The organism is Actinomyces culturomici (assembly GCF_900499005.1).
In the GTDB taxonomy this organism is placed as follows: Bacteria; Actinomycetota; Actinomycetes; order Actinomycetales; family Actinomycetaceae; genus Pauljensenia; species Pauljensenia culturomici.
In genome coordinates, this window is the sequence record NZ_LS991316.1 from 237,783 (window position 1) to 259,224 (window position 21,442).

Sequence of the window (21,442 nt, forward strand, 5' to 3'; positions counted from 1 at the left end):
GCTGCCTCGCCCTCGTCTGTCGGGGTGTCGCTCGCCCTCGTCGCCTTCCGCGCCGCCGACCTTCGCCGAAAGCATCACGTTCGCGCATCGAGGGGATCTCTGGCTCCTCACGGGTTGGGGTGTAGTCGGTTGCCGATGCCTCGCATGACTTGGATCGCCGTGTCGGCGTGCGTGGTGGATGGGGTGTGGCGTCGAGTGTGCGATCCGGGTTGTCCGGCGCGCGGAATCGGCGGCCTGCGTGACTTGGATCGCCGTGTCGGCGTGCGTGGTGGGTGGAGAGGGTCGTCGAGTGTGCGATCCGGGTTGTCCGGCGCGCGGAATCGGCGGCCTGCGTGACTTGGATCGCCGTCTCGGCGTGCGTGGCGGGTGGGGTGTGGCGTCGAGTGTGCGATCCAGGTAGCGTCGCGCCCAGAATCGGGGCGCCGCTCGCCCTCGTCGCCTTCCGTGCCGCCGACCTTCGCCGAAAGCACCACGTTCGCGCATCGAGGGGATCTCTGAACCCCCGCCTCGGTCGAGGGCTGCGACTTCGGTGATCGCCTCGCATGAGCCCGCCGATCCGAGCGAGAAGGGCGAGATCCCCTCGCTGAGGCAAGGTGATGCTTTCGGCGCGCGAAGGTAATGCTCTCGGTGGGGTGGGGTCAGCTCGCAGGGGCGCCGCCGTCGGGGAGGGCGCCGCCGTCGGGGCGGACGCCCTCGTCGATGCGGCGGGGCCAGGCGTACCAGGCGGCGCCGGCGATCGCGAGGAGGGCGACGAGGAGCGCCCAAGCGGGGACGAGGGCCGCCCAGCCCATGAGCGACTCCTCCCAGGAGGCGAGGAGCGCCGAGGGGACGAGGCCGCCGAGCGGATTGTTCGCCGAGACGAGGAGGAGAGCGCCGAGCCCGACGAGGAGCGCGCCCGACACGATGTTCGTCCACGTCGTCGCCCGTCCGAGCACCGTCGCCGGACGAGGGCGCAGCCACGCGCGCTCTGCGAGGCGGGCACCGCGCCACAGTGCCGCGAGGAGCCCGAGCGGCAGGGCCATGCCCGTCGCGTAGAGGACCATGAGAAGCGCGCCCGACGCCGGATCGCCGCCGACGCCCGCGGCGACGAGGACCGCTCCGAGGATCGGGCCCGCGCACCCGATCCCGGCGAACCCGTAGGCGATGCCGAGGAGGAGGATCGACGCCGGATGGGTGCGATCCCGTTCGGCGCGGGCGCCGACGCCCGCGCGCGTCCGCCGGAATGAGGGAAGCTCGAGGGCGAGGATCTCGACGACGCCGAGGGCGATGACGAGGAGCGCGCAGATCCTCGTGAGGAGTCCGAGGTGGTCGCGGAGGACCGCTCCCGCGGCGCCGGCGAGGACGCCGAGCGGGACGAGCGAGACGAGAAGGCCCGCCCAGAAGAGGAGCGTGCGTCCGATGAGCGCCGAACGCGACTGGAAGGCGTAGGCGAAGAACGCCGGGAGGATCATCACCGAGCACGGGGCGAGGAGTGTGAGCGCCCCGCCGAGGAGCGCGGCGAGCGGGGCGAGCGTCACTTCAGCGCCTCGGCCTGCGATTCGACGGTGGCTCGGACGAACTTGAGGTCGCGGTAGCCGGAGATGTAGGCCTCGCCGATGAACATGAACGGCGTCCCGGTGATGCCGAGGTTGTAGGCCTCCGTCTTCGCGTCGGTCACCGCCTTCTCCGTCTCGGCGGAGGTCATCGCCAGACGGAACGCGTCGAGGTCGGGGACGCCCGCGGCCTTCGCGAACTCCGTGAGGTTGTCCTCGGTGTACTCGGGGTGCTCGCCGTCCCCGGCCGCGGCGTAAACGGCGTCGTGGAACTCCCAGAAGCGCCCCTGGGCCGCGGCGGCGCGGCCCGCCTGGGCGGCGAGCGGCGAGGTCGGCGTGATCTGCGCGAGATCGCGCCACTCGATCCGCAGGGTTCCGTCCTTCACGAGGTCGGCGAGGCCCGGCTCGACCTGCTTGGCGAAGAGGGTGCAGTAGGGGCAGGCGAAGTCCGAGTAGAGGACCATGACGACGGGCGCGTCGACCGCGCCCTGGGCCTGGGCATCGGCGGGATCGCGGCGGGCCTGCTTGCGGATGACCTCGAGAAGGCCCGGGTTCGTCTCCGAGGGCGCGCCCTCGCCGGACGCCGTCGAGCCGGCTGCGGCCTGCGCCTCCGCCTGCGCCGTCGACTGGGCGGCGCGGGCCGCCTCGAGCGCCGACTGGGCGCCGGCGAACTCCGCAGTCAATCGATGACGATCGGCGACGAGAACCCCGGTCGTGAGGACGAGGGCGGCGACGAGGAGCAGGAGGAGCGCCGTCAGCGGGGATCGGGCCCTCCGCGCCTTCGGCGCGCTCGACGGGGGGATCGACGCGTCCCCGGGGCGAGCGGCTCCCTCGGGGCGGGCCGGGATCTCGGGCGACTGAGGGCGAAGCGGTTGCGACACGGGGAACTCCTGCGTGGACGACGGGTCTCTCCAGTGTCTCAGAGACGGCGAAGGGGCGCCGCGCGATGCGCGGCGCCCCTTGCGAAGCAGTGCGGTGCCGGGTCAGGACGCCCGACGGGTCCTCGACGTCGAGCGGATCTCCTCGCGGCGCTCCTCCTCGGTCATCCCGCCCCAGATGCCGTAGGGCTCCTGGGCGGCCAGCGCGTACTCGCGGCACTGGTCGATGACGGGGCAGGTCGCGCAGATCGCCTTGGCGTTCGCGGCGCGGCGACGGCGCGCCGAGCCGCGCTCGCCCTCGGGGTGGAAGAAGAGCTCGGTGTCGAGGTCGCGGCACGCGCCGTCGTACTGCCAGTCCCAGGCGTCGATCATCGGGCCGGGGAGACGTGAGACGTCGGTCATGGGTACCTCTCAATCGCGGCCGGTATCGGGGTCCGTCCCCGTGCGGCCTCAGCCAGGATAGTTTATTGTGCGCAAGTTGTTCAAGACCCGTTCAAGAATTCCGAGTGGAATCTCAGGAAAGGCGTCGAACCTGGGAAAAGGCTGGGGAATCGGTAAACTTCGGTGAACAGTCTGTGAACAAGTCGCGCCGAGTTCCTTACGTCGCTTCGAGTGGCGGGCGCGCGCGGCGCGGGCGAGAATCGTCCTCAAGGGCGCGCCGCGCCCTGCGAACGCGGTCAAGAACCGCGACAATTCGGCGAAGACCCGGTTCGCCCGACGCGTCCGAGTCCGAACACAGACGACGAATCCTCCGCGGGCGCCGGCCTGCGGAGCGAACGGGGAACGGAAGGAGGGCGGACGTGCCCAGAGCCCACGTCGGCGCCGGCGCCCCCTTCGAGGCGCCCCTCACCGTCACCGCCGTCTCCGTGCGGCTCGGCATTTCGCCCTCGACCCTGAGGACTTGGGAACGGCGCTACGGCCTCGGGCCCGGGGACCGCAGAGCCGGAGCCCATCGCCGCTACCTCCCCGCCGACGTCGCCCGCCTCACCCGCATGGTCGAACTCGTCCACCAGGGCGTGTCCCCGGCGGATGCGGCCGCCTCCGTCCTCGCCCTCGCCGACCCCGTCGAGGCCCCCGCCGAGGTCGCCGCCCCCCACTGCGTGCAGGACCTCGTCGACTCGTCGTGTTCGGCGGGCCCGGCGGGCCTGCGCGACGTGCTCGGCGCCGCCATCGAGGAGGAAGGCCTCGTCCACACGTGGTCCCGGCTCGTCAGCCCCGCGCTCGACCGTCTGCGCGCCGACGACCTCGGACAGCTGCCGGGGTGCGCGCCCTCGGCCGTCCTCCAGGGCGCCTTCCTCGAGATCCTCGCCCGGATCGCCGACCAGAGCCCCGCGCGCGGCTCCGCCCTCGCGTCCGTCATCGTCCTCACCGACGTCGCCCACGAGCTCGCCGCCCATGTCGTCGGCGTCGCCCTGCGCTGGTACGGCGTCGACGCCCGCATCGTCGCCACCGGCTCGATCGACGGGCAGACCGGCTCGGAGCGCTTCCGCGCGCACATCGCCCGCCGGCCCATCGACCTCGCCATCGTCATGGGGACGGGGACGAGCTGCGAGAAGTTCATCGCCTTCATCGCCGACGACTGCGAGACGGACGTCCTCCTCGTCGGCGCCGACGCTCCGCCCGTCGTCGACGGCCGGGTCCTGCGCGTCCGCACGCCCGCGGCCTGCGTCGAGGAGGCCCTCGCGCTCCTCGCCCCCGGCGTCGACCTCGTCGCCATCGGCGGCTGACCCGGGCGGTATCGTTCCCCGGACGGCCGCCGCGCCCGCCGGGTCGGGCCCGCGCTCCCGGCGCGGGAGCCCCGGAGCCTCCGGCGAATCCGCGCCCGAGCGCGCAGGTCGGCGGCCCTCCCGGTGCTACCGTTGAACGGTCAAGAACCATTCGCGACGACGCATCTGGGAGCCGACATGAACACCCCGTGGAACGACACCGCCCTCCTCGCCGCCTTCGACGAGGACTTCCGCGCCCTCGTCGACTTCGCCTCGGCGTCCGCGGTCCCCTCCGGCTTCGGCTCCCTCGACGCCGCCGGCGCCCTCGACGACTCCAAGCCCGTCGAGCTGTGGATCTCCTGCCGGATGACCTACGTCTTCACCCTCGCGCAGATGCGCGGGATCGAGGGCGCCGCCGACCTCGTCGAGCACGGCCTCGACGCACTGTCCGGCCCCTTCCACGACGACGAGTTCGGGGGCTGGTTCTCCGCCGTTGACGGCTTCGAGGCCGACGCCGCCCCCGTCGAGGGCGTCCGCAAGGAGGCCTACTCCCACGCCTTCGTCGTCCTCGCCACAGCCGCCGCGATGCTCGCCGGCCATGAGCGCGCGGGCGCCCTCCTCGACGAGGCCCTCGCCGATCAGGACGCCCACTGGTGGGAGCCCTCCCACGGGCGCGTCCGCAACTCGTGGAACCGGGACTGGACCGAATGCGAGGACTACCGCGGCCTCAACGCCAACATGCACACCGTCGAGGCCTACCTCGCCGCCTTCGACGCGACGGGGAACCGCATCTGGCTCGCCCGCGCCCGCGAAATCATGCGCTTCGTCGCCGACCTCGGCGCCCGCTTCGGATGGCGCCTCCCCGAGCACTTCTCGGCCGACTGGGAGCCGAGGCCCGACATGTTCTCCGACAATCCGGCCGACCCCTTCCGCCCCTACGGCGCGACCCCCGGACACGGATTCGAATGGGCGCGCCTCATCCTCCACGGCCGCGCCTCCCTCCTCGCGATCGACGACCGCCCCGGCCCATGGATGGTCGAGGTCGCCGGCGCCCTCGTCGACCGCGCCGATATCGACGGATGGGACACCGGCCATGCCGGAGGCATCGTCTACACGACCGACTTCGACGGACGGACGGTCGTCCCCACGCGCATGCACTGGGTCGCCTGCGAGGCCGTCAACGCCGCGCTCGCGCTCGGGAAGACCCTCGACGACGCCGGGGACGAGGACGGGGTCGCCGTTCAGTCCGAGCGCTTCGCCCGCTACGTGGCCTGGGCCGACCAGTACCTCCACGAGGGGCCGGGCCGCTGGATCCACGAGGTCGACGAGGACGGGGCCCCCTCGACGACCGTGTGGGGCGGCAAGCCCGACGCCTACCACGTCGCCCAGATGCTCCTCCTTCCGCGCATCGGACTCGCCCCGGGGTTCGCGGCCGCGCTCGCGGCCGACCGGCGGGACGCCTGAGGCCGTCCGCCTCCCGCGATCAGGCGCGCCGCCGCGCCCTCGTCGATCGACGAGGGCGGGGGCGAGGCCGACGACAGGGGAGCGGGAGGGGCGGGAATCCGTTCGCGCCCGCCGGGCATCTCTCGCGTGAGACTCCCCACGCCCGGGGCCGCCGGGCGGACCTCGGGTCCGTCGGGACGGAGGAGCCGCCTACACTCGGCATATGGGCGACTTCACCACTTCCGACCCCTTCGGTCTCACCGGTCTCACCTACGACGACGTCCTCCTGCTCCCCGAGCTCACCGACGTCGTCCCCTCCACAGTCGACACGACCTCGCGGCTCACGAAGAAGATCGCGCTCCGCGTCCCGCTCCTGTCGGCCGCCATGGATACCGTCACCGAGGCGCGCATGGCGATCGCCATGGCCCGCCAGGGCGGCATCGGCATCCTCCACCGCAACCTCTCGATCGAGGAGCAGGCCCAGCAGGTCCGCCTCGTCAAGCGCTCCGAATCCGGCATGGTCGAGGACCCGGTCACCGTCGGCCCCGACGCGACGATCGAGCAGCTCGACGAGCTCTGCGGCCACTACCGCGTCTCCGGCCTGCCCGTCGTGTCCGAGGACGGCCTGCTCCTCGGCATCATCACGAACCGCGACCTCCGCTTCGTCCCTCAGTCCGACTGGGGCCGCCTCACGGTCCGCGACTGCATGACCCCGCGCGAGCGGCTCGTCGTCGGCGGCGTCGGCATCTCCCGCGAGGACGCGAAGGCCCTCCTCGCCGAGCATCGCGTCGAGAAGCTCCCGATCGTCGACGAGTCCGACCGCCTTACCGGCCTTATCACGGTGAAGGACTTCGTCAAGACCGAGCAGTACCCGAACGCGACGAAGGACGAGCGCGGACGCCTCGTCGTCGGCGCCGCGGTCGGCTACTGGGGCGACACCTGGGAGCGGGCCACCGCCCTCGCCGAGGCGGGCGTCGACGTCCTCGTCGTCGACACCGCGAACGGCGGCGCGAAGCTCGCCCTCGAGATGATCCGTCGCATCAAGACCGACCCCGCGTTCGCGGGCGTCGAGGTCGTCGGCGGCAACGTCGCGACGACCGAGGGCGCCCAGGCGCTCATCGACGCGGGCGTCGACGCCGTCAAGGTCGGCGTCGGCCCGGGCTCCATCTGCACGACCCGCGTCGTCGCCGGCGTCGGCGTCCCCCAGATCACCGCGATCGCCCTCGCCGCGAAGGCCTGCGGCCCGGCGAACGTCCCGCTCATCGCCGACGGCGGCCTCCAGTACTCCGGCGACATCGGCAAGGCGCTCGTCGCCGGCGCCGACACCGTCATGCTCGGCTCCCTGCTCGCCGGCTGCGAGGAGTCCCCGGGCGAGGTCGTCTTCACGAACGGCAAGCAGTTCAAGCGTTACCGGGGCATGGGCTCGCTCGGAGCGATGAGCTCGCGCGGGCGCAAGTCCTACTCGAAGGACCGCTACTTCCAGGCCGACGTCACGAGCGACGACAAGATCGTCCCCGAGGGCATCGAGGGCCAGGTCCCCTACACGGGGTCCCTCGCCTCCGTCGTCTACCAGCTCGTCGGCGGCCTCCACCAGACGATGTTCTACCTCGGCGCCTCTTCGATCGGGGCGCTCAAGGCGAACGGCCGCTTCGTGCGGATCACCTCGGCGGGCCTGCGCGAGTCGCACCCGCACGACGTCCAGATGACGTCCGAGGCTCCGAATTACCACTCCTCAGGGGCGAATCGCTGAGCCCCACTGGGACCCCCGCCGCGCCCCCGGGCTGCGACGGGGGTCCCAGTCTCCCGGGCGGGGCCGTCGATAAGCTGGACCCGTCGGAACGAATTCCCGCATATCGCGAAAGGGCGCTGCGCACATGCTCATTCTCATCGACCACGCGAACGTCGAGGCCATCGCCGAGACCCTCACCTACCTCCCCGTCGACGGCGTGACGACGAATCCGACCATCCTCTACCGCGAGGGCAAGGAGCCCCTCGAGGTCCTCCACCGCATCCAGGACGTCCTCCCCGAGGGCGCCCAGCTCCACGTCCAGATCGTCTCCGAGCGCGCCGACGACATGGTCGAGGAGGCCCGCGCGCTCCGCGGCGAACTCGCCGGCGAGCTCTTCGTCAAGCTCCCCGTCACCCGCGAGGGCTTCAAGGCGATCCCGCGGATCGTCGCCGAGGGCATCCAGGTCACCGCCACCGGCATTCACTCGTCCATGCAGGGCTTCATGGCCGCGAAGGCCGGCGCCCGCTACGTCGCCCCCTACGTCAACCGCATGGACAACTACGGTATCGACGGCGTCCGTGTTGCCACCGAGATTCACCGGACCCTTAAGTCCTACGGCATGGAGGCTGACGTTCTCGCCGCCTCCTTCAAGAACTCCGAGCAGGTCCTCGAGCTCGTCCGCCAGGGCGTCGGCGCGATCACCGCGGCCCCCGACGTTCTCGCCGCGCTCATCAAGAACCCGGCGACCGACGCCGCGATCGCCGAGCAGAACCGCCACTTCGAGATCCTCGTCGGCAAGAAGCGCTCGTGGAAGGACCTCATCGACGAGAAGTGAGACGGCTCCGCTCCCCGGGCATCCGATGACGGGGAGCGGACTCGCCTCGGGTCAGCGCGAGGCCATCGGCCAGGACGGGTCGATATGCGCGTTGCGGCCCTTGCGGCGCAAGAAGCCCTCGAAGTCCTCCGCCCAGTCCCGGTGGGCTGTGATCTGGTAGGCGTGGAGCGCCGCGGCGTCCATGCCGGAGAGCGCGTCGAAACGGCGCGCGATCCCCGCGAGGACGTCGAGGGTCATCGCGACGTCGACCTCGGCGGTGTGCGCGTTCGGCGAGGCGTCGACCCCGTAGACCGGCGCCATGTCCGTCAGCGTCTTCTTCCCCTTGCGATACCGGTCGAGGGCGCGGTCGAGCACGAGCGGATCGAGAACGGGCGCGGGCGTCCGTCCGAGCCGCTCGGCGAAGGTGCCGAGCCCGTGGCGGGCGAGTTCCGCGTCGACGAGCGTGAGGTCGTAGGACGCGTTGAATGCGACGACCGGGAAGCCGCGCCGCCAGTGCTCGACGAGAGCGCCTGCGACCTCGTCGAGGACCTCCGCGACCGGCTGGCCCTCCGCCCTCGCCCGCTCCGTCGTGATCCCGTGGACGGCGGCGGCCTGCGCGGGGATCTCCACCCCCGGGTCGGCGAGCCAGGTCCGCACCTGGTCGGGACGGCCCCGATCGGCGCCGTCGAGGCGCAGGACGAGCGCCGCGGTGACGAGCCTGTCGGACGAAGGGTCGACGCCCGTCGTCTCCGTGTCGAATCCCAGCCAGGGGACCTCGGTCCAGTTCCGCGCTCCGTTCATGCCCCCAGTGTGCGCCATGGCGCCCCCGTCTGCGTCCCTCGGCCCGCGCGCGGACCCTCCCGCGCCCCTCCGCCGACGCGGCGCCCCGCCCTCGTCCTCCCAGGTCACGAGGGCGAACGCCCGTCCCCGGCGGGAGGGAGTCGATAGGATCGCGTTGTGAGCAACGAAGTCGAAATCGGCCGGGGCAAGCGCGCCCGGCGCGCCTACACGCTCGACGACATCGCCCTCGTGCCCTCGCGGCGCACCCGCGACCCCGAGGACGTCAACGTCGGCTGGCAGATCGACGCCTACCACGTCGACATCCCGATCATGGCCGCGCCGATGGACTCCGTCATGAGCCCCGACACCGCGATCGCCTTCGGGAGGCTCGGCGGCATCGGCGTCCTCGACCTCAACGGGCTGTGGACCCGCTACGAGGACCCCGAGCCGATCCTCGAGGAGATCTCGCGCCTCGCGGAATCCGAGTCGATCGCCCGGCTCCAGCAGATCTACTCCGAGCCGATCAAGCCCTCGCTCATCACCGCGCGCCTTCAGCAGATCCGCGAGGCCGGGGTCGTCGTCGCGGGCAAGCTCTCCCCGCAGCTCACCCAGAAGTACTGGCGCTACGTCGTCGACGCCGGCGTCGACCTCTTCGTCATCCGAGGCTCGACGGTGTCGGCCGAGCACGTGTCGAGCCGCCGCGAGCCCCTCAACCTCAAGCGCTTCATCTACGAGCTCGACGTCCCCGTGATCGTCGGCGGAGTCTGCACGGACACCGCGGCCCTCCACCTCATGCGGACCGGCGCCGCGGGAGTCCTCGTCGGCTTCGGAGGGGGAGCGGCCCATTCGACCCGCCAGTCGCTCGGCGTTCACGCGCCGATGGCGACGGCGATCGCCGACGTGGCGGCCGCCCGGCGCGACTACATGGACGAGTCGGGCGGGCGGTACGTCCACGTCATCGCCGATGGCGGGATCGGGCGCTCGGGCGACCTCTCCCGCGCGATCGCCTGCGGCGCGGACGCGGTCATGCTCGGGGCGGCCCTCGCGCGCGCCGAGGAGGCGCCGGGCCGCGGCTGGCACTGGGGCTCGGAGGCGACCCACCCCGACATGCCGCGCGGCCAGCGGGTTCGCGTCGGCACCTCGGGAACTCTCGAGCAGATCCTCTACGGCCCCTCGACGCGGGCCGACGGCTCGCTGAACTTCGTCGGCGCCCTGCGCCGCACGATGGCGTCGACCGGTTACTCGGAGGTGAAGGACCTCCAGAAGGTCGAGGTCGTCGTCAGCCCGTATCGGCCGAGCTGAGTCCTTGACCTCCTTCTCGGGATCGCCCAGGAGCGCCCGGTCGCGGCTCGTCGCCGCAGCCGGGCGCTCCTCGTCTCCGCCCCGTCGTCGCGGAGCCCGTTCCTGACGAGTCGTCAGTACCGTTGACGCACTAAGGGTGACCCTATTAATGGTAGGAAGTGCGCGGTAATCATGCGCGCATTGATTCCGACTTGGGCGTGCCGAAAGCGCACCCCGGAGCGCACGACCCGCCGCAACGGGACGCGCTCGAAGACCCTGGCCACTCCAGCCGGCGAGGTGGACCTGGCGATCCCCAAGCTGAGGGAGGGGTCGTTCTTCCCGTCCCTGCTGTCCCCGCGCAGGAGGGTCGACAAGGCCCTGTACGCCGTTGAATTGCCACTGCCTGGATCGACGGCGTGTCCACCCGCAAGGTCGACCAGCTGGTGCGCGCCCTGGGCAACGACACGGGCATCTCCCGCTCCACGGTCTGGCGGATCTGCACCGAGATCGACGAGACCGTCGCGCAGTTCCTGACCCGACCCCTGGACCACACCTGGTTCCCCTACCTGTTCCTGGACGCCACCTACCTCGACGTCAGGGTGCGGGGCCGCGTCGTCTCCCAGGCCTTGGTGGTCGCCACCGGCGTCTCCGGTCAGGGGCGCCGCGAGATCCTCGGGATCAGCCTGGGGGACGCCGAAACCACCGACTTCTGGACAAGCTTCCTGCGCTCCCTGCGCGAGCGGGGCCTGAAGGTCGCCTCGCCGGCGGACCCCGCTGGGGTCACGCTGGTCACCAGCGACTCCCACGCCGGCCTGAAGGCCGCGGTCAAGGCGATCCTGCCGGGAGTGGCCGGGCAGCGGTGCCGTGTGCACTTCTCGCGCAACGTCACCCAGCGCCTGGGGTCGGCGCGCTCCAAGCCCGTGAACGCGCTGATCTCCACAATCTTCGCCCAGACCACGCCCGAGGCCGTCACCGCCCAGTACCAGGCGGTCACAGACTCCCTAACCGGCTCCTTCCCCGAGATCGCCCACATGCTCGCCGACGCCGAGGCTGACCTGACGGCCTTCGCGGCCCTGCCCAGAGAGCACTGGCAGAAGGTCTGGTCCAACAACCCCATCGAGCGGCTCAACCGCGAGATCAAGCGCCGCGCCGACGTCGTCCAGATCTTCCCCGACCGCCAGTGCGTCACCCGCCTCATCGGAGCCGTCCTGCTCGAGCAACACGAAGAATGGCAGTACGGCGAACGCCGCTACTTCTCCGACATCTCCATGCGCAAACTCATCCACACCCTCACCGACCACCACGACACCACCAAACCCCAGCTCCACCTCACCGCCTGACCCACACCCAGCAGACGAAGTGACACCACTCAAAGGGACTTGACCCATCCCCTCGACGCGCGAACGTGATGCTCTCGGCAGAATCGGGCACACGCCACCGACAACGCGCCCGAAACCGACCCCAACCTCAGCCGTATCGGGCACATACACCGGAATCGGGCACACGCCACCGACAACGCGCCCGAAACCGACCCCAACCTCAGCCGTATCGGGCACATACACCGGAATCAGGCACACGCCGCCGACAACGCGCCCGAAACCGACCCCAACCTCAGCCGTATCGGGCACATACACCGGAATCAGGCACACGCCGCCGACAGCGCGCCCGAAACCGCCGATCCCCTCGACGGAGCAACGTGATGCTTTCGGCGGAGAAAGGTGATGCTCTCGGTGGTTAGAGGAGGGGGGCGAGGTCGTCGCGGTGGACGACGGGGCGCGGGTGCTCCCACCCGGCGAGGCGCAGGTCGGCGGCCGAGGACCCGGCCATCTGCGCGATCGCGTCGGAGTCGTAGGAGACGATGCGCCCTCCGCGTCCACGACCGGAACCCCGTCGGGAGCGACGAAGGCGAGCGGTCTCGCGCGAACCGGTTTCGATGGCGGATCCGTCCTCCTGTTCGCGGGCCTCCTCCTCGGCGCGAGCGCCGTCGCGCTCGCGGCGAAGCAGCGCTGACGCGCGAGTCGTATGGATCGGCGCCCGGGAGCGGCCCGCAGCCGCCCCGGGCGCCGCGCGCTCGGACACGCCGAGCGCCTCAGAATCGCCGGTCGAGCGCGCGTCCGCCGTTGCGTGAAGGCGCGGCCGGGGGCAGCGTCCTTCGTGCTGGGACGAAAGTCGCACCGCGCACGGCGCGGTGCGCGCTCACGTTGCCGGGGTGAGCGCTCCCTGTTGGGCGGCTCACATTGCGAAAAGATAAAGGCCCTAGTCGACCCCGCATACCCTTGCTACAGTTGCCAACTCCCGACATTGCAGGATGTCAATGTTCGACGACGAGCGCCGGACGAGCGGGCGATGCCGCCCACTCATCCGATCCTCGGCCCCGGCCTCGTCGTCCTCGATATCGAAGGAAGTATGCATGCCCTGGTGGGAGATCATCGGTTGGACCGGATCGGCGCTCGTCGTCATCTCGCTCGTCGTCCCCTCGATCCGCAAATTCCGAACGCTCAACCTCCTCGGCTCGCTCATCGCGACGATCTACAACGTCGTCTTCGGGATCTGGCCCTATGCGGCGATGAACGCGGTCATCACGATCATCGACGCCTACTGGCTTATCCGCCTGCGCGGCGGGGGAGCGCGGGAGTACAGGGTCGTTCCCGTCGATGCGGCCTCCGGGCCGGTCGCCGACTTCGTCGCCCGCCACGGCGACGGCATTCGCGGTGCCTTCCCGGCCTTCCGCGCCTCCGATCTCGAGGATTCGAACGCGACGGCATTCCTCACGATGAGCGGGGACGAGGTCGCGGGCCTCTTCGCCCAGGTCGCCGACGGCGCCGACGGATGGATCCTCGTCGACTTCGTCACAGAGCGTCATCGCGACCTCAAGCCCGGTTCCGTCCTCTACGCCGACGAGAAGGTGCGCGCCTGTGCCCCCTCGCGACTCGTCGTCGAGGTCGGAGCCGTTTCCGATCCGGACTACTTCCGCCGGATGGGATTCCGCGACGAGGCGGGGCGGCTCGCCCTCTCGTTGCATGATTGACCCGGGGGACTTGACAGTTCCCGTCCAACAACACAGAATTTGCTCACACGTCAATTCGGAGTTTTACAAACGTTCCGGCCAGTGCGAGCGGCTCCGAAGACGAAACGGTGCCGACGACGGCTGCGCCGACAGCGCTGTTCAACGACGAACGACCGAATCTGGAGGAAACCCCATGAAGACCCTCTCCAAGTGCTTCGCGATCGCGGGTGTCGCCGCGCTCGCGCTCACCGGATGCGCGAGCGGCTCGAGCAGCTCGTCGTCCTCGTCCGAGTCCGGCTCGTCCGCCGCCTCCGACTTCAAGGCCTGCGCCGTCTCCGACGCCGGCGGCTGGGACGACAGGTCCTTCAACGAGTCCGCGTACAACGGCCTCGAGGCCGCCAAGGAGAAGCTCGGCATCGCGATCAACACCGCCGAGTCCTCCTCCGACGCCGACTTCACCCCGAACGTCGAGGCCATGGTCGACGACGGCTGCAACCTCATCATCGGCGTCGGCTTCAACCTCGAGAAGGCGCTCCACGACTCCGCGACGAACAACACCGATCTCCACTACGCGCTCGTCGACTCCTCCTTCACGGACGCCGACTTCAACACGGTGACGATCGACAACGCCCGCCCGCTCCTCTTCAATACCGCCGAAGCCGCCTACCTCGCCGGCTACGTCGCCGCGGGCATGACGAAGACCGGAAAGGTCGCCACCTTCGGCGGCAAGCCGATCCCGTCCGTCACCGTCTTCATGGACGGCTTCGCCGACGGCGTCGCCGCCTACAACAAGGCGAAGGGCACCAACGTCGAGCTCCTCGGCTGGGACAAGGCCTCGCAGAACGGCTCCTTCACCCAGTCCTTCGACGACCAGTCGCTCGGCAAGCAGCAGGCCCAGCAGTTCATCGACCAGGGCGCCGACATCATCATGCCGGTCGCCGGCCCGGTCGGCCTCGGCGCCGCCGCCGCCGCGAAGGAGAACGGCTCGACCCTCATCATCGGCGTCGACTCCGACTGGTACGAGGCGAACCCCGACTACTCCTCCATCGTCCTCACCTCGGTGATGAAGCAGATCGGCGCCTCCGTCGAGCAGGCGATCTCCGACTCCGTCGACGGCAAGTTCACCGCCGATCCCTACGTCGGCACCCTCGAGAACGGCGGCGTCTCCATCGCCCCGTTCCACGACTTCGACTCCCAGGTTCCCCAGGAGCTCAAGGACGAGGTCACCAAGCTGACCGACCAGATCAAGAGCGGCGAGCTCAAGGTCGAGTCGCAGAACTCCCCGAAGTGATGACGGACCGAGGGCGCGGCGGAGCGTTCATCCGCCGCGCCCTCGGCGTCTCCAAAGCCCGATAACCGAGACTCGAAGAAGAGCAGAAGGACGGCTTCCGGTGAAACTGGAACTCAGAGGGATCACGAAGCGATTCGGCCCCCTCGTCGCGAACGACCACATCGACCTCACCATCGAGGAGGGACGCATCCACGCCCTCCTCGGCGAGAACGGCGCCGGTAAGTCGACGCTGATGAACGTCCTCTACGGGCTGCACCAGCCCGACGAGGGCGAGATCCTCATCGATGGGAAGCCCGTCGTCTTCAAGGGGCCCGGCGACGCGGTCGCCGCCGGCATCGGCATGGTGCACCAGCACTTCATGCTCATCCCCGTCTTCACCGTCGCCGAGTCCATCGCGCTCGGCTACGAGCCCGTCGGCCGCGCCGGCCTCATCGACGTCGCCAAGGCGCGCGAGCTCGTTCGCGAGGTCTCGGCCCGCTTCGGCTTCGACCTCGACCCCGACGCGAAGATCGAGGACCTCCCCGTCGGCGCCCAGCAGCGCGTCGAGATCGTCAAGGCCCTCTCCCGCGAGGCGAAGGTCCTCATCCTCGACGAGCCGACCGCGGTCCTCACGCCGCAGGAGACCGACGAGCTCATGGCGATCATGCGCCAGCTCGCCGACTCGGGCACCTCGATCGTCTTCATCACCCACAAGCTCCGCGAGGTCCGCGCCGTCTCCGACGACATCACGGTCATCCGCCGCGGCGCCGTCGTCGGCACCGCCCAGCCCTCCGACACCGAGGGCGAGCTCGCCAACAAGATGGTCGGCCGCGCCGTTATGATGAAGGTCGAGAAGGAAGCCGCGAGGCCCGCGGGCGGCGGTCTCTCCTTCGACCACGTGTCGCTGCTCGCGCCCTCGGGCGCCCCGATCCTCGACCACATCACCCTCGACGTTGAGCGCGGTGAGATCGTCGCGATCGCCGGCGTTCAGGGCAACGGCCAGACGGAGCTCGCCGAGTCGATCCTCGGCCTCACCACACCCGATTCCGGAACGATCTCGCTCGAGGGCACGGACATCACCCACGCGAATCCGCGCAAGTCCCTCGAGGCCGGCATCGGCTTCGTCCCCGAGGACCGCTCGAAGGACGGCATCATCGCCTCCTTCTCCATCGCGGAGAACCTCGTCCTCGATCAGTACGACCGCGCCCCGTTCTCGTCCGGCCCGATGCTCCGGCTCGGCACGATCGCGAAGAACGCGCACGCGAAGAAGGACGAGTACGACATCCGCCTCACCTACATCGAGGACCCGATCTCCTCCCTCTCGGGCGGCAACCAGCAGAAGGTCGTCGTCGCCCGCGAGATGTCGAAGGACCTCAACCTCCTCGTCGTCAACCAGCCGACCCGCGGCGTCGACGTCGGCTCGATCGAGTTCATCCACAAGCAGATCGTCGCGGTGCGCGACAAGGGGACCCCGGTCCTCCTCATCTCGTCCGAACTCGACGAGGTCGTCGCCCTCGCCGACCGGATCGCGGTCATGTACCGCGGCCGCATCATGGGCGTCGTCCCGGCCGACACCCCCCGTGAGGTCCTCGGCCTCATGATGGCGGGCGTCCCGCTCGACGAGGCCATGGCCCCCCAGTCCGCTTCCGAGTCCGAGGAGGAACGATGACGCAGAAGCAGCCGTCCAAGGCGGGGATCCTCCTCCGCCGTGCCCTCGGATCGAAGTGGTTCGTCTCGGTCCTCGCCGTCGTCATCGCCTTCGCGATCGGCGCGATCCTCATCGTCATGGCGGGCGCTTCGGTCACCGAGGCCTACTACGCGATGTTCCGCGGCGCGATCTTCGATCCGCAGGCCGCGAGCTTCGAGAGGCAGATCAAGCCGCTCACCAACTCCTTCTTCTACGCCATCCCGCTGATCATCGGCGGCCTCGGCCTCGCCTTCGGATTCCGCGCCGGCCTGTTCAACATCGGCGGACAGGGCCAGGTGATCTTCGGAGCCCTCGCCGCCGTGTGGGTCGGCTTCAAGATGGACTTCCCGCCCGTCCTCCACTCGCTCATCGCCGTCGCCGCGGCCATGGCCGCGGGCGCCCTCTACGCGGGCATCGCCGGCGCCCTGAAGGCGCGCACGGGCGCGAACGAGGTCATTCTCACGATCATGCTCAACTCGATCGCGGCTCTCGCCCTCGGGTTCACGCTCTCGCAGAAGGCCTGGCAGGTCCCCGGCTCCAACCAGCCGCAGACGCCGCAGGTGGCCGACTCGGCCGCCTTCATCAAGCTGCTGCCCGCGCCGTTCAAGCTCCACGCCGGACTCTTCGTCGCGATCCTCGCGGTCGTCGTCTTCTGGTGGCTTCTCGACCGCTCGACGCTCGGCTTCGAAATCAAGGCCGTCGGCGCCAACCCCGACGCTGCGCGCACCGCCGGCATCTCGGTCGGCAAGATCACGACCGTCACGATGATGATCTCGGGCGCGTTCCTCGGCCTCGCCGGCGCGAACGAGGCGCTCGGCACGATCGGCTACGTCTCCCACGGCATCGCCGGCTCGATCGGCTTCGACGCCATCACCGTCGCCCTCCTCGGACGCAACAAGCCGCTCGGCACCTTCTTCGCCGGGCTCCTCTTCGGCGCCTTCAAGGCCGGCGGCTACGTCATGCAGCCGAAGGGCGTGCCGATCGACATGATCCTCATCCTCCAGTCGGTCATCGTCCTCCTCATCGCGGCGCCCGCGCTCGTCCGCTGGCTCTTCCGCCTCCCCAAGGAATCGACGAAGTCCCTGCGCGAGGAGCTCGCCGGACTCGGCGAGCCGGCGCTCGCGACCGCGACCGCCGCCCCCGCCACCGAGTCGAACGGCGCCGCCGCCGTCGACGAGGCCGCCACGATCAAGGAAGGAGAAGCCCGATGAGCGCCCCGCAGCAGCAGATGGACGACGTCGTCGTCAAGCGCTCCTGGAAGATGCCGGTCGTCTACACGCTGGCGACCCTCCTCCTCGCCTGCTTCGCGTCCACCGCCAAGGGCGACGTGAAGATCCGCCTCACCGACAAGTCGCAGGCCTACAAGATCCCCGACGTCGTCGTCGGTGGCGCGGGCATCCTCTGGGTGCTTCTCGTCCTCGTCGCGATCGTCGCCGCGTGGGCGCTCTACACGACCGCGACGCGCCGCACCTCGCCGCGCTGGGTCGGGATCGTCGCGATGATCGTCGCCGGCCTCGGCACGATCCTCGGCTTCCTCATCTTCGCGGGCACCGGCTCGTCCGGCGTCCTCACGCTCACCTCGGTCCTCGTCGGCACGGTCGCGATCTCGACCCCGCTGATCTTCGGCTCCCTCTCGGGCGTCGTGTCCGAGCGCGTCGGCGTCGTCAACATCGCGATCGAGGGCGACCTCCTCGTCGGCGCCTTCGCCGGCGTCATGGCGGCCTCCTTCTTCCACACGCCCTTCGCCGGGCTCGTTGCGGCGCCGCTCGCCGGCGCGCTCCTCGGATGCCTGCTCGCCCTCTTCTCCGTGAAGTACGGGGTCGATCAGATCATCGTCGGCGTCGTCCTCAACGTCCTCGCGCTCGGCCTCACGACGTTCTTCTACGGAACGCTGATGAAGGTCTCGCCCGAGACGCTCAATACGAACCGGTTCTCGCTCCAGGCGGTGAAGATCCCCGGCCTCGCCGAGATCCCGGTCATCGGCCCGATGCTCTTCAACCAGTCCATCCTCGTGTACCTCATGTACGCGGCGGTCGCGTTCCTCACCGTGTTCCTCTTCCGCTCGCGCTGGGGCCTGCGCCTGCGCGCTTGCGGCGAGCACCCGAAGGCCGCGGACACGGTCGGCATCAACGTCAACCGGACCCGCACGCGCAACACGATCCTCGCCTCGAGCTTCGCCGGCCTCGGCGGCGCGTTCTTCACGATCGGATCGGGCCTCGCCTTCACGGATAACATCTCCGCGGGCAACGGCTACATCGCCCTCGCGGCGATGATCCTCGGCAAGTGGCACCCGCTCGGCGCCACCGCCGCCGCCGTGATGTTCGGCTTCGCGCAGGCGGTCGCCCGCATGCTCCCGAACGTCGCGCCCGGGATCCCCTCCGACCTCGTGTCGATGATCCCCTACATCGTGACGATCATCGCGGTTGCCGGCTTCGTCGGGAAGTCCCGTCCGCCGGCCGCCGAGAACATCCCCTACGTGAAGTGAGGCGGATGTGAACGACACGATCGACGCCGCGACCTGGGAGCGCCTGACCTCCCTCGCGGTCGAGGCGATGAAGCGGGCGTACTGCCCGTACAGCGGCTACCCGGTGGGCGCGGCCGGTCTGACGACCGACGGCCGGTGGGTGTCGGGCTCGAACGTCGAGAACGCCTCCTACGGGTGCGGCTTGTGCGCCGAGTGCTCGATGGTCTCCGAGCTCGTCGCGACCGGCGGCGGACGCCTCGCCGCGGTGGCTTGCGTCAACGGCAACGGCGAATCGATCGTCCCCTGCGGACGATGCCGTCAGCTGATCTTCGAGCACGGCGGGAACGACTGCGTCGTCCTCATGCCGACCGGACCCATGCCGATGAGCGAGGTACTGCCGGGGGCGTTCGGCCCGGCCGACCTCGACGAGGTCGCGAGCGCGGCCTCTCGGCACGACTGATACGAACGATGGCGCGGCGCGGGCCGGGGAACCGGTCCGCGCCGCCGTACGAAGGAGTAGTGGAATGGAGAAGTTCGACGTCGTCGACGTCATTCGGACCAAGCGCGACGGGGGAGTCCTCTCGAAGGCGGAGATCGACTGGACAATCGACGCCTACACGCGCGGAGCCGTCAAGGACGAGCAGATGGCCGCCCTCGCGATGGCCGTCTTCCTGCGCGGGATGAGCCGCGAAGAGATCGCGCAGTGGACCGCCGCGATGATCGCGTCGGGCGAGCGCATGGACTTCGGGCGGATCTCCCGCCCGACCGCCGACAAGCACTCGACGGGCGGCGTGGGCGACAAGATCACCCTGCCCCTCGCCCCGCTCGTCGCCTGCTTCGACGTCGCCGTCCCGCAGCTGTCGGGCCGCGGCCTCGGGCACACCGGCGGCACGCTCGACAAGCTCGAGTCGATCCCCGGCTGGCGGGCCGCCCTGTCGAACGAGGAGATCTACTCGCAGCTCGGCGAGGGCTGCGGCGCGGTGATCTGCGCGGCCGGCTCGGGCCTCGCGCCGGCGGACAAGAAGCTCTACGCGCTGCGCGACATCACTTCGACGGTCGACTGCATCCCGCTCATCGCGTCCTCGATCATGTCGAAGAAGATCGCCGAGGGCACGGGCTCGCTCGTCCTCGACGTCAAGGTCGGCTCGGGCGCCTTCATGAAGGACATCGACCAGGCGCGCGAGCTCGCACGGACGATGGTCGACCTCGGCACCGACGCCGGCGTGAAGACCTTCGCCTACCTCACCGACATGTCGACGCCGCTCGGCCTCAAGGTCGGCAACGCGCTCGAGGTCGACGAGTCCGTCGAGGTCCTCGCCGGCGGCGGCCCCGCCGACGTCGTCGAGCTCACCGTCGCGCTCGCGCGCAAGATGCTCGAGATGTCCGGCAAGACCGACGTCGACGTCGAGGCCGCCCTCAAGGACGGTCGCGCGATGGACCGCTGGCGCGAAATGATCTCCGCCCAGGGCGGCGACCCGGATGCGACCCTTCCGACCTCGGCGCTCACCGAGACGGTCGTGGCCGAGGCCGACGGCGTCCTCGAGACGCTCGACGCGCTCGCCGTGGGCGTCGCGTCCTGGCGTCTCGGCGCGGGGCGCGCGGTGAAGGAGGATCCGGTGCAGGCGGGGGCCGGCATCGAGATCCACGCGAAGCCGGGCGACGCCGTGAAGAAGGGGCAGCCGCTCCTCACCCTCCACACGGACGACGAGTGGCGCATCCCGCGCGCACTCGAGTCCCTCGAGGGCGGGATCGTCATCGGGCAGGGCGCGCCGGAGCGCCGCTCCGTCCTGCTCGACGAGATCGGCTGAACGCCGCACCATCCAGCACGGGTCGGCCCTTCGGGGCCGACCCGGTCCACAGGGGAGGACGAAGTGGACAAGAAGGACGAGCAGGCGATCGACGCGGTGCGCCTCTACTTCGAGCACGGTCTCAGCCAGGCCGAGGTCGCGCTTAAGATGGGGATCTCGCGCCCGACGGTCGCGAAGCTCTTGCAGAGGGGCAAGGACGCCGGATTCGTCACGGTCGAGATCCATGATCCGAGGGAGACCTCGTCGGAGCTCGGCGTGCGGCTGCGCGATCGCTTCGACCTCGCCGAGGCGCGTGTCGTCCACTCGGTCGCCTCGAATGAGCGCGAACTGCTCGACGAGCTCGGCCGGGTCGGCGCGACCCTCGTCGAGGGACTCGTCGAGGACGGCATGAGCGTCGGCGTCTCGTGGGGCCGGACGATGAGCGCCCTCGCGGCGAACCTCCATCGGACGGTCCGCCGAGATGTCGAGATCGTCCAGCTCAAGGGCGGCACCTCGCATTCGGAGCACGCGACGAACGACTTCGAGATCATGCGCGCGTTCTGCGAGGCCTTCAACGCGACGGCCCGCTACCTGCCGCTGCCGGTGATCTTCGAGGACGTCCGGACGCTCCGGATCGTCGAGGACGACCCGCATATCGCGGGGATCCTCGAGGCGGGCCGCAATACCGACCTCGTGATCTTCACGGTGGGGTCGGTGGCGCGCGAGTCGCTGCTCCTCAACCTCGGGCATCTGCGCGAGGAGGAGATCCGGACGCTGCTCGACCGGGCGGTCGGGGACGCGTGCTCGAGGTTCTTCACGGCGTCGGGCGAGGTCGCGGCGCCCGACATCGATGCGAGGACCGCGGGGATCGCCCTCGCGGATCTTGCGAAGCGGCCGACTCGCGTGCTCATCGCGGGCGGTCCGAAGAAGGCCGAAGCGCTGTCGACGGCGATGCGGATGCGTCTGGCGACGCACATCGTCGTCGATCAGGCCCTCGCCCTCGCACTGCTCAACGAGGACGGGGACTGATACCGGGGGAACGGGGAGCGGCGGGGCCGCACCCA

At 70.2% G+C, this 21,442-nt stretch carries 18 protein-coding genes and 1 pseudogene; 14 read left to right on the top strand and 5 right to left on the bottom strand.

Going from position 1 to position 21,442, the window contains the following annotated elements:
* Positions 1-638: 638 nt before the first annotated feature.
* The 3 genes from DY157_RS01045 to DY157_RS01055 all read right to left on the bottom strand — a co-directional run bounded on the left by DY157_RS01045 (position 639) and on the right by DY157_RS01055 (position 2,812).
* Positions 639-1,517 carry a cytochrome c biogenesis CcdA family protein gene (locus DY157_RS01045; RefSeq protein WP_115726821.1) on the bottom strand — a complete coding sequence of 293 codons (879 nt, stop codon included), beginning with the start codon at positions 1,515-1,517 and terminating at the stop codon, positions 639-641.
* Positions 1,514-2,413, bottom strand: a complete 900-nt coding sequence (locus tag DY157_RS01050) for a DsbA family protein (protein ID WP_235827029.1) — start codon at positions 2,411-2,413, stop codon at positions 1,514-1,516. Before DY157_RS01050 ends, DY157_RS01045 begins: the two co-directional genes overlap by 4 nt.
* A 102-nt stretch (positions 2,414-2,515) precedes the next feature.
* The gene (locus DY157_RS01055) at positions 2,516-2,812 is read right to left on the bottom strand and encodes a WhiB family transcriptional regulator (RefSeq protein ID WP_115726823.1); all 297 of its coding nucleotides are present in this window, start codon (positions 2,810-2,812) and stop codon (positions 2,516-2,518) included.
* A gap of 398 nt (positions 2,813-3,210) precedes the next feature.
* On the opposite strand from DY157_RS01055, the gene DY157_RS01060 reads away from it, so the two are divergent.
* The 4 genes from DY157_RS01060 (at position 3,211) to DY157_RS01075 (ending at position 8,123) form a co-directional block, all read left to right on the top strand.
* Complete coding sequence (locus tag DY157_RS01060; protein ID WP_115726824.1) at positions 3,211-4,137, top strand: MerR family transcriptional regulator; 927 nt, start codon at positions 3,211-3,213, stop codon at positions 4,135-4,137.
* A gap of 177 nt (positions 4,138-4,314) precedes the next feature.
* A complete protein-coding gene (locus tag DY157_RS01065) occupies positions 4,315-5,580 on the top strand; it encodes an AGE family epimerase/isomerase (protein WP_115726826.1) in 1,266 nt (421 codons plus the stop codon).
* A gap of 202 nt (positions 5,581-5,782) precedes the next feature.
* Positions 5,783-7,309, top strand: coding sequence for an IMP dehydrogenase (gene guaB, locus DY157_RS01070; RefSeq protein ID WP_115726828.1), 1,527 nt, complete (start codon positions 5,783-5,785; stop codon positions 7,307-7,309).
* A 124-nt stretch (positions 7,310-7,433) separates the two neighbouring features.
* Positions 7,434-8,123 (top strand): transaldolase family protein, encoded by a 690-nt coding sequence (locus tag DY157_RS01075; RefSeq protein ID WP_115726830.1) that lies wholly within the window; start codon positions 7,434-7,436, stop codon positions 8,121-8,123.
* 51 nt (positions 8,124-8,174) lie between these two features.
* Here the strand turns inward: DY157_RS01075 and DY157_RS01080 are convergent, their stop codons facing one another.
* Entirely contained in the window at positions 8,175-8,903 is a 729-nt protein-coding gene (locus DY157_RS01080) for an exonuclease domain-containing protein (RefSeq protein ID WP_235827030.1), read from the bottom strand.
* Between the two features lie 156 nt (positions 8,904-9,059).
* Between DY157_RS01080 and DY157_RS01085 the strand changes: the two genes are divergently transcribed.
* Positions 9,060-10,184, top strand: a complete 1,125-nt coding sequence (locus DY157_RS01085; RefSeq protein ID WP_115726834.1) for a GuaB3 family IMP dehydrogenase-related protein — start codon at positions 9,060-9,062, stop codon at positions 10,182-10,184.
* Between the two features lie 216 nt (positions 10,185-10,400).
* Positions 10,401-11,503 (top strand): annotated as a pseudogene (locus tag DY157_RS01090) (IS256 family transposase); the annotation flags it as partial.
* Between the two features lie 394 nt (positions 11,504-11,897).
* On the opposite strand, the gene DY157_RS11940 reads toward DY157_RS01090, so the two are convergent.
* Positions 11,898-12,242 (bottom strand): hypothetical protein, encoded by a 345-nt coding sequence (locus DY157_RS11940; protein ID WP_407923450.1) that lies wholly within the window; start codon positions 12,240-12,242, stop codon positions 11,898-11,900.
* 331 nt (positions 12,243-12,573) lie between these two features.
* Here DY157_RS11940 and DY157_RS01100 point away from each other — a divergent pair, with 331 nt between their 5' ends.
* The 8 genes from DY157_RS01100 (at position 12,574) to DY157_RS01135 (ending at position 21,407) form a co-directional block, all read left to right on the top strand.
* Complete coding sequence (locus DY157_RS01100; protein WP_115726835.1) at positions 12,574-13,191, top strand: hypothetical protein; 618 nt, start codon at positions 12,574-12,576, stop codon at positions 13,189-13,191.
* Between the two features lie 172 nt (positions 13,192-13,363).
* The gene (locus DY157_RS01105) at positions 13,364-14,461 is read left to right on the top strand and encodes a BMP family lipoprotein (protein WP_115726837.1); all 1,098 of its coding nucleotides are present in this window, start codon (positions 13,364-13,366) and stop codon (positions 14,459-14,461) included.
* Between the two features lie 100 nt (positions 14,462-14,561).
* Positions 14,562-16,109, top strand: coding sequence for an ABC transporter ATP-binding protein (locus tag DY157_RS01110; protein ID WP_115726838.1), 1,548 nt, complete (start codon positions 14,562-14,564; stop codon positions 16,107-16,109).
* A complete protein-coding gene (locus DY157_RS01115) occupies positions 16,106-17,338 on the top strand; it encodes an ABC transporter permease (RefSeq protein ID WP_115726839.1) in 1,233 nt (410 codons plus the stop codon). Before DY157_RS01110 ends, DY157_RS01115 begins: the two co-directional genes overlap by 4 nt.
* Positions 17,335-18,612, top strand: coding sequence for an ABC transporter permease (locus DY157_RS01120; protein ID WP_115726841.1), 1,278 nt, complete (start codon positions 17,335-17,337; stop codon positions 18,610-18,612). Before DY157_RS01115 ends, DY157_RS01120 begins: the two co-directional genes overlap by 4 nt.
* A gap of 7 nt (positions 18,613-18,619) precedes the next feature.
* On the top strand, positions 18,620-19,051 hold the full coding sequence (locus tag DY157_RS01125; RefSeq protein ID WP_268876480.1) for a cytidine deaminase: 432 nt from the start codon (positions 18,620-18,622) through the stop codon (positions 19,049-19,051).
* A 64-nt stretch (positions 19,052-19,115) separates the two neighbouring features.
* Positions 19,116-20,399, top strand: a complete 1,284-nt coding sequence (locus DY157_RS01130) for a thymidine phosphorylase (protein ID WP_115726843.1) — start codon at positions 19,116-19,118, stop codon at positions 20,397-20,399.
* 63 nt (positions 20,400-20,462) lie between these two features.
* Complete coding sequence (locus tag DY157_RS01135) at positions 20,463-21,407, top strand: sugar-binding transcriptional regulator (RefSeq protein WP_115726845.1); 945 nt, start codon at positions 20,463-20,465, stop codon at positions 21,405-21,407.
* Positions 21,408-21,442 lie beyond the last annotated feature (35 nt).

Excerpts from the sequence above, each read along its gene's own strand:
- DY157_RS01065 (WP_115726826.1), top strand. The coding sequence starts at position 4,315 with ATGAACACCCCGTGGAACGACACCGCCCTCCTCGCCGCCTTCGACGAG.
- guaB (WP_115726828.1), top strand. The coding sequence starts at position 5,783 with ATGGGCGACTTCACCACTTCCGACCCCTTCGGTCTCACCGGTCTCACC.
- DY157_RS01115 (WP_115726839.1), top strand. The coding sequence starts at position 16,106 with ATGACGCAGAAGCAGCCGTCCAAGGCGGGGATCCTCCTCCGCCGTGCC.
- DY157_RS01100 (WP_115726835.1), top strand. The coding sequence starts at position 12,574 with ATGCCCTGGTGGGAGATCATCGGTTGGACCGGATCGGCGCTCGTCGTC.
- DY157_RS01105 (WP_115726837.1), top strand. The coding sequence starts at position 13,364 with ATGAAGACCCTCTCCAAGTGCTTCGCGATCGCGGGTGTCGCCGCGCTC.
- DY157_RS01130 (WP_115726843.1), top strand. The coding sequence starts at position 19,116 with ATGGAGAAGTTCGACGTCGTCGACGTCATTCGGACCAAGCGCGACGGG.
- DY157_RS01075 (WP_115726830.1), top strand. The coding sequence starts at position 7,434 with ATGCTCATTCTCATCGACCACGCGAACGTCGAGGCCATCGCCGAGACC.
- DY157_RS01120 (WP_115726841.1), top strand. The coding sequence starts at position 17,335 with ATGAGCGCCCCGCAGCAGCAGATGGACGACGTCGTCGTCAAGCGCTCC.
- DY157_RS01080 (WP_235827030.1), bottom strand. The coding sequence starts at position 8,903 with ATGAACGGAGCGCGGAACTGGACCGAGGTCCCCTGGCTGGGATTCGAC.
- DY157_RS01055 (WP_115726823.1), bottom strand. The coding sequence starts at position 2,812 with ATGACCGACGTCTCACGTCTCCCCGGCCCGATGATCGACGCCTGGGAC.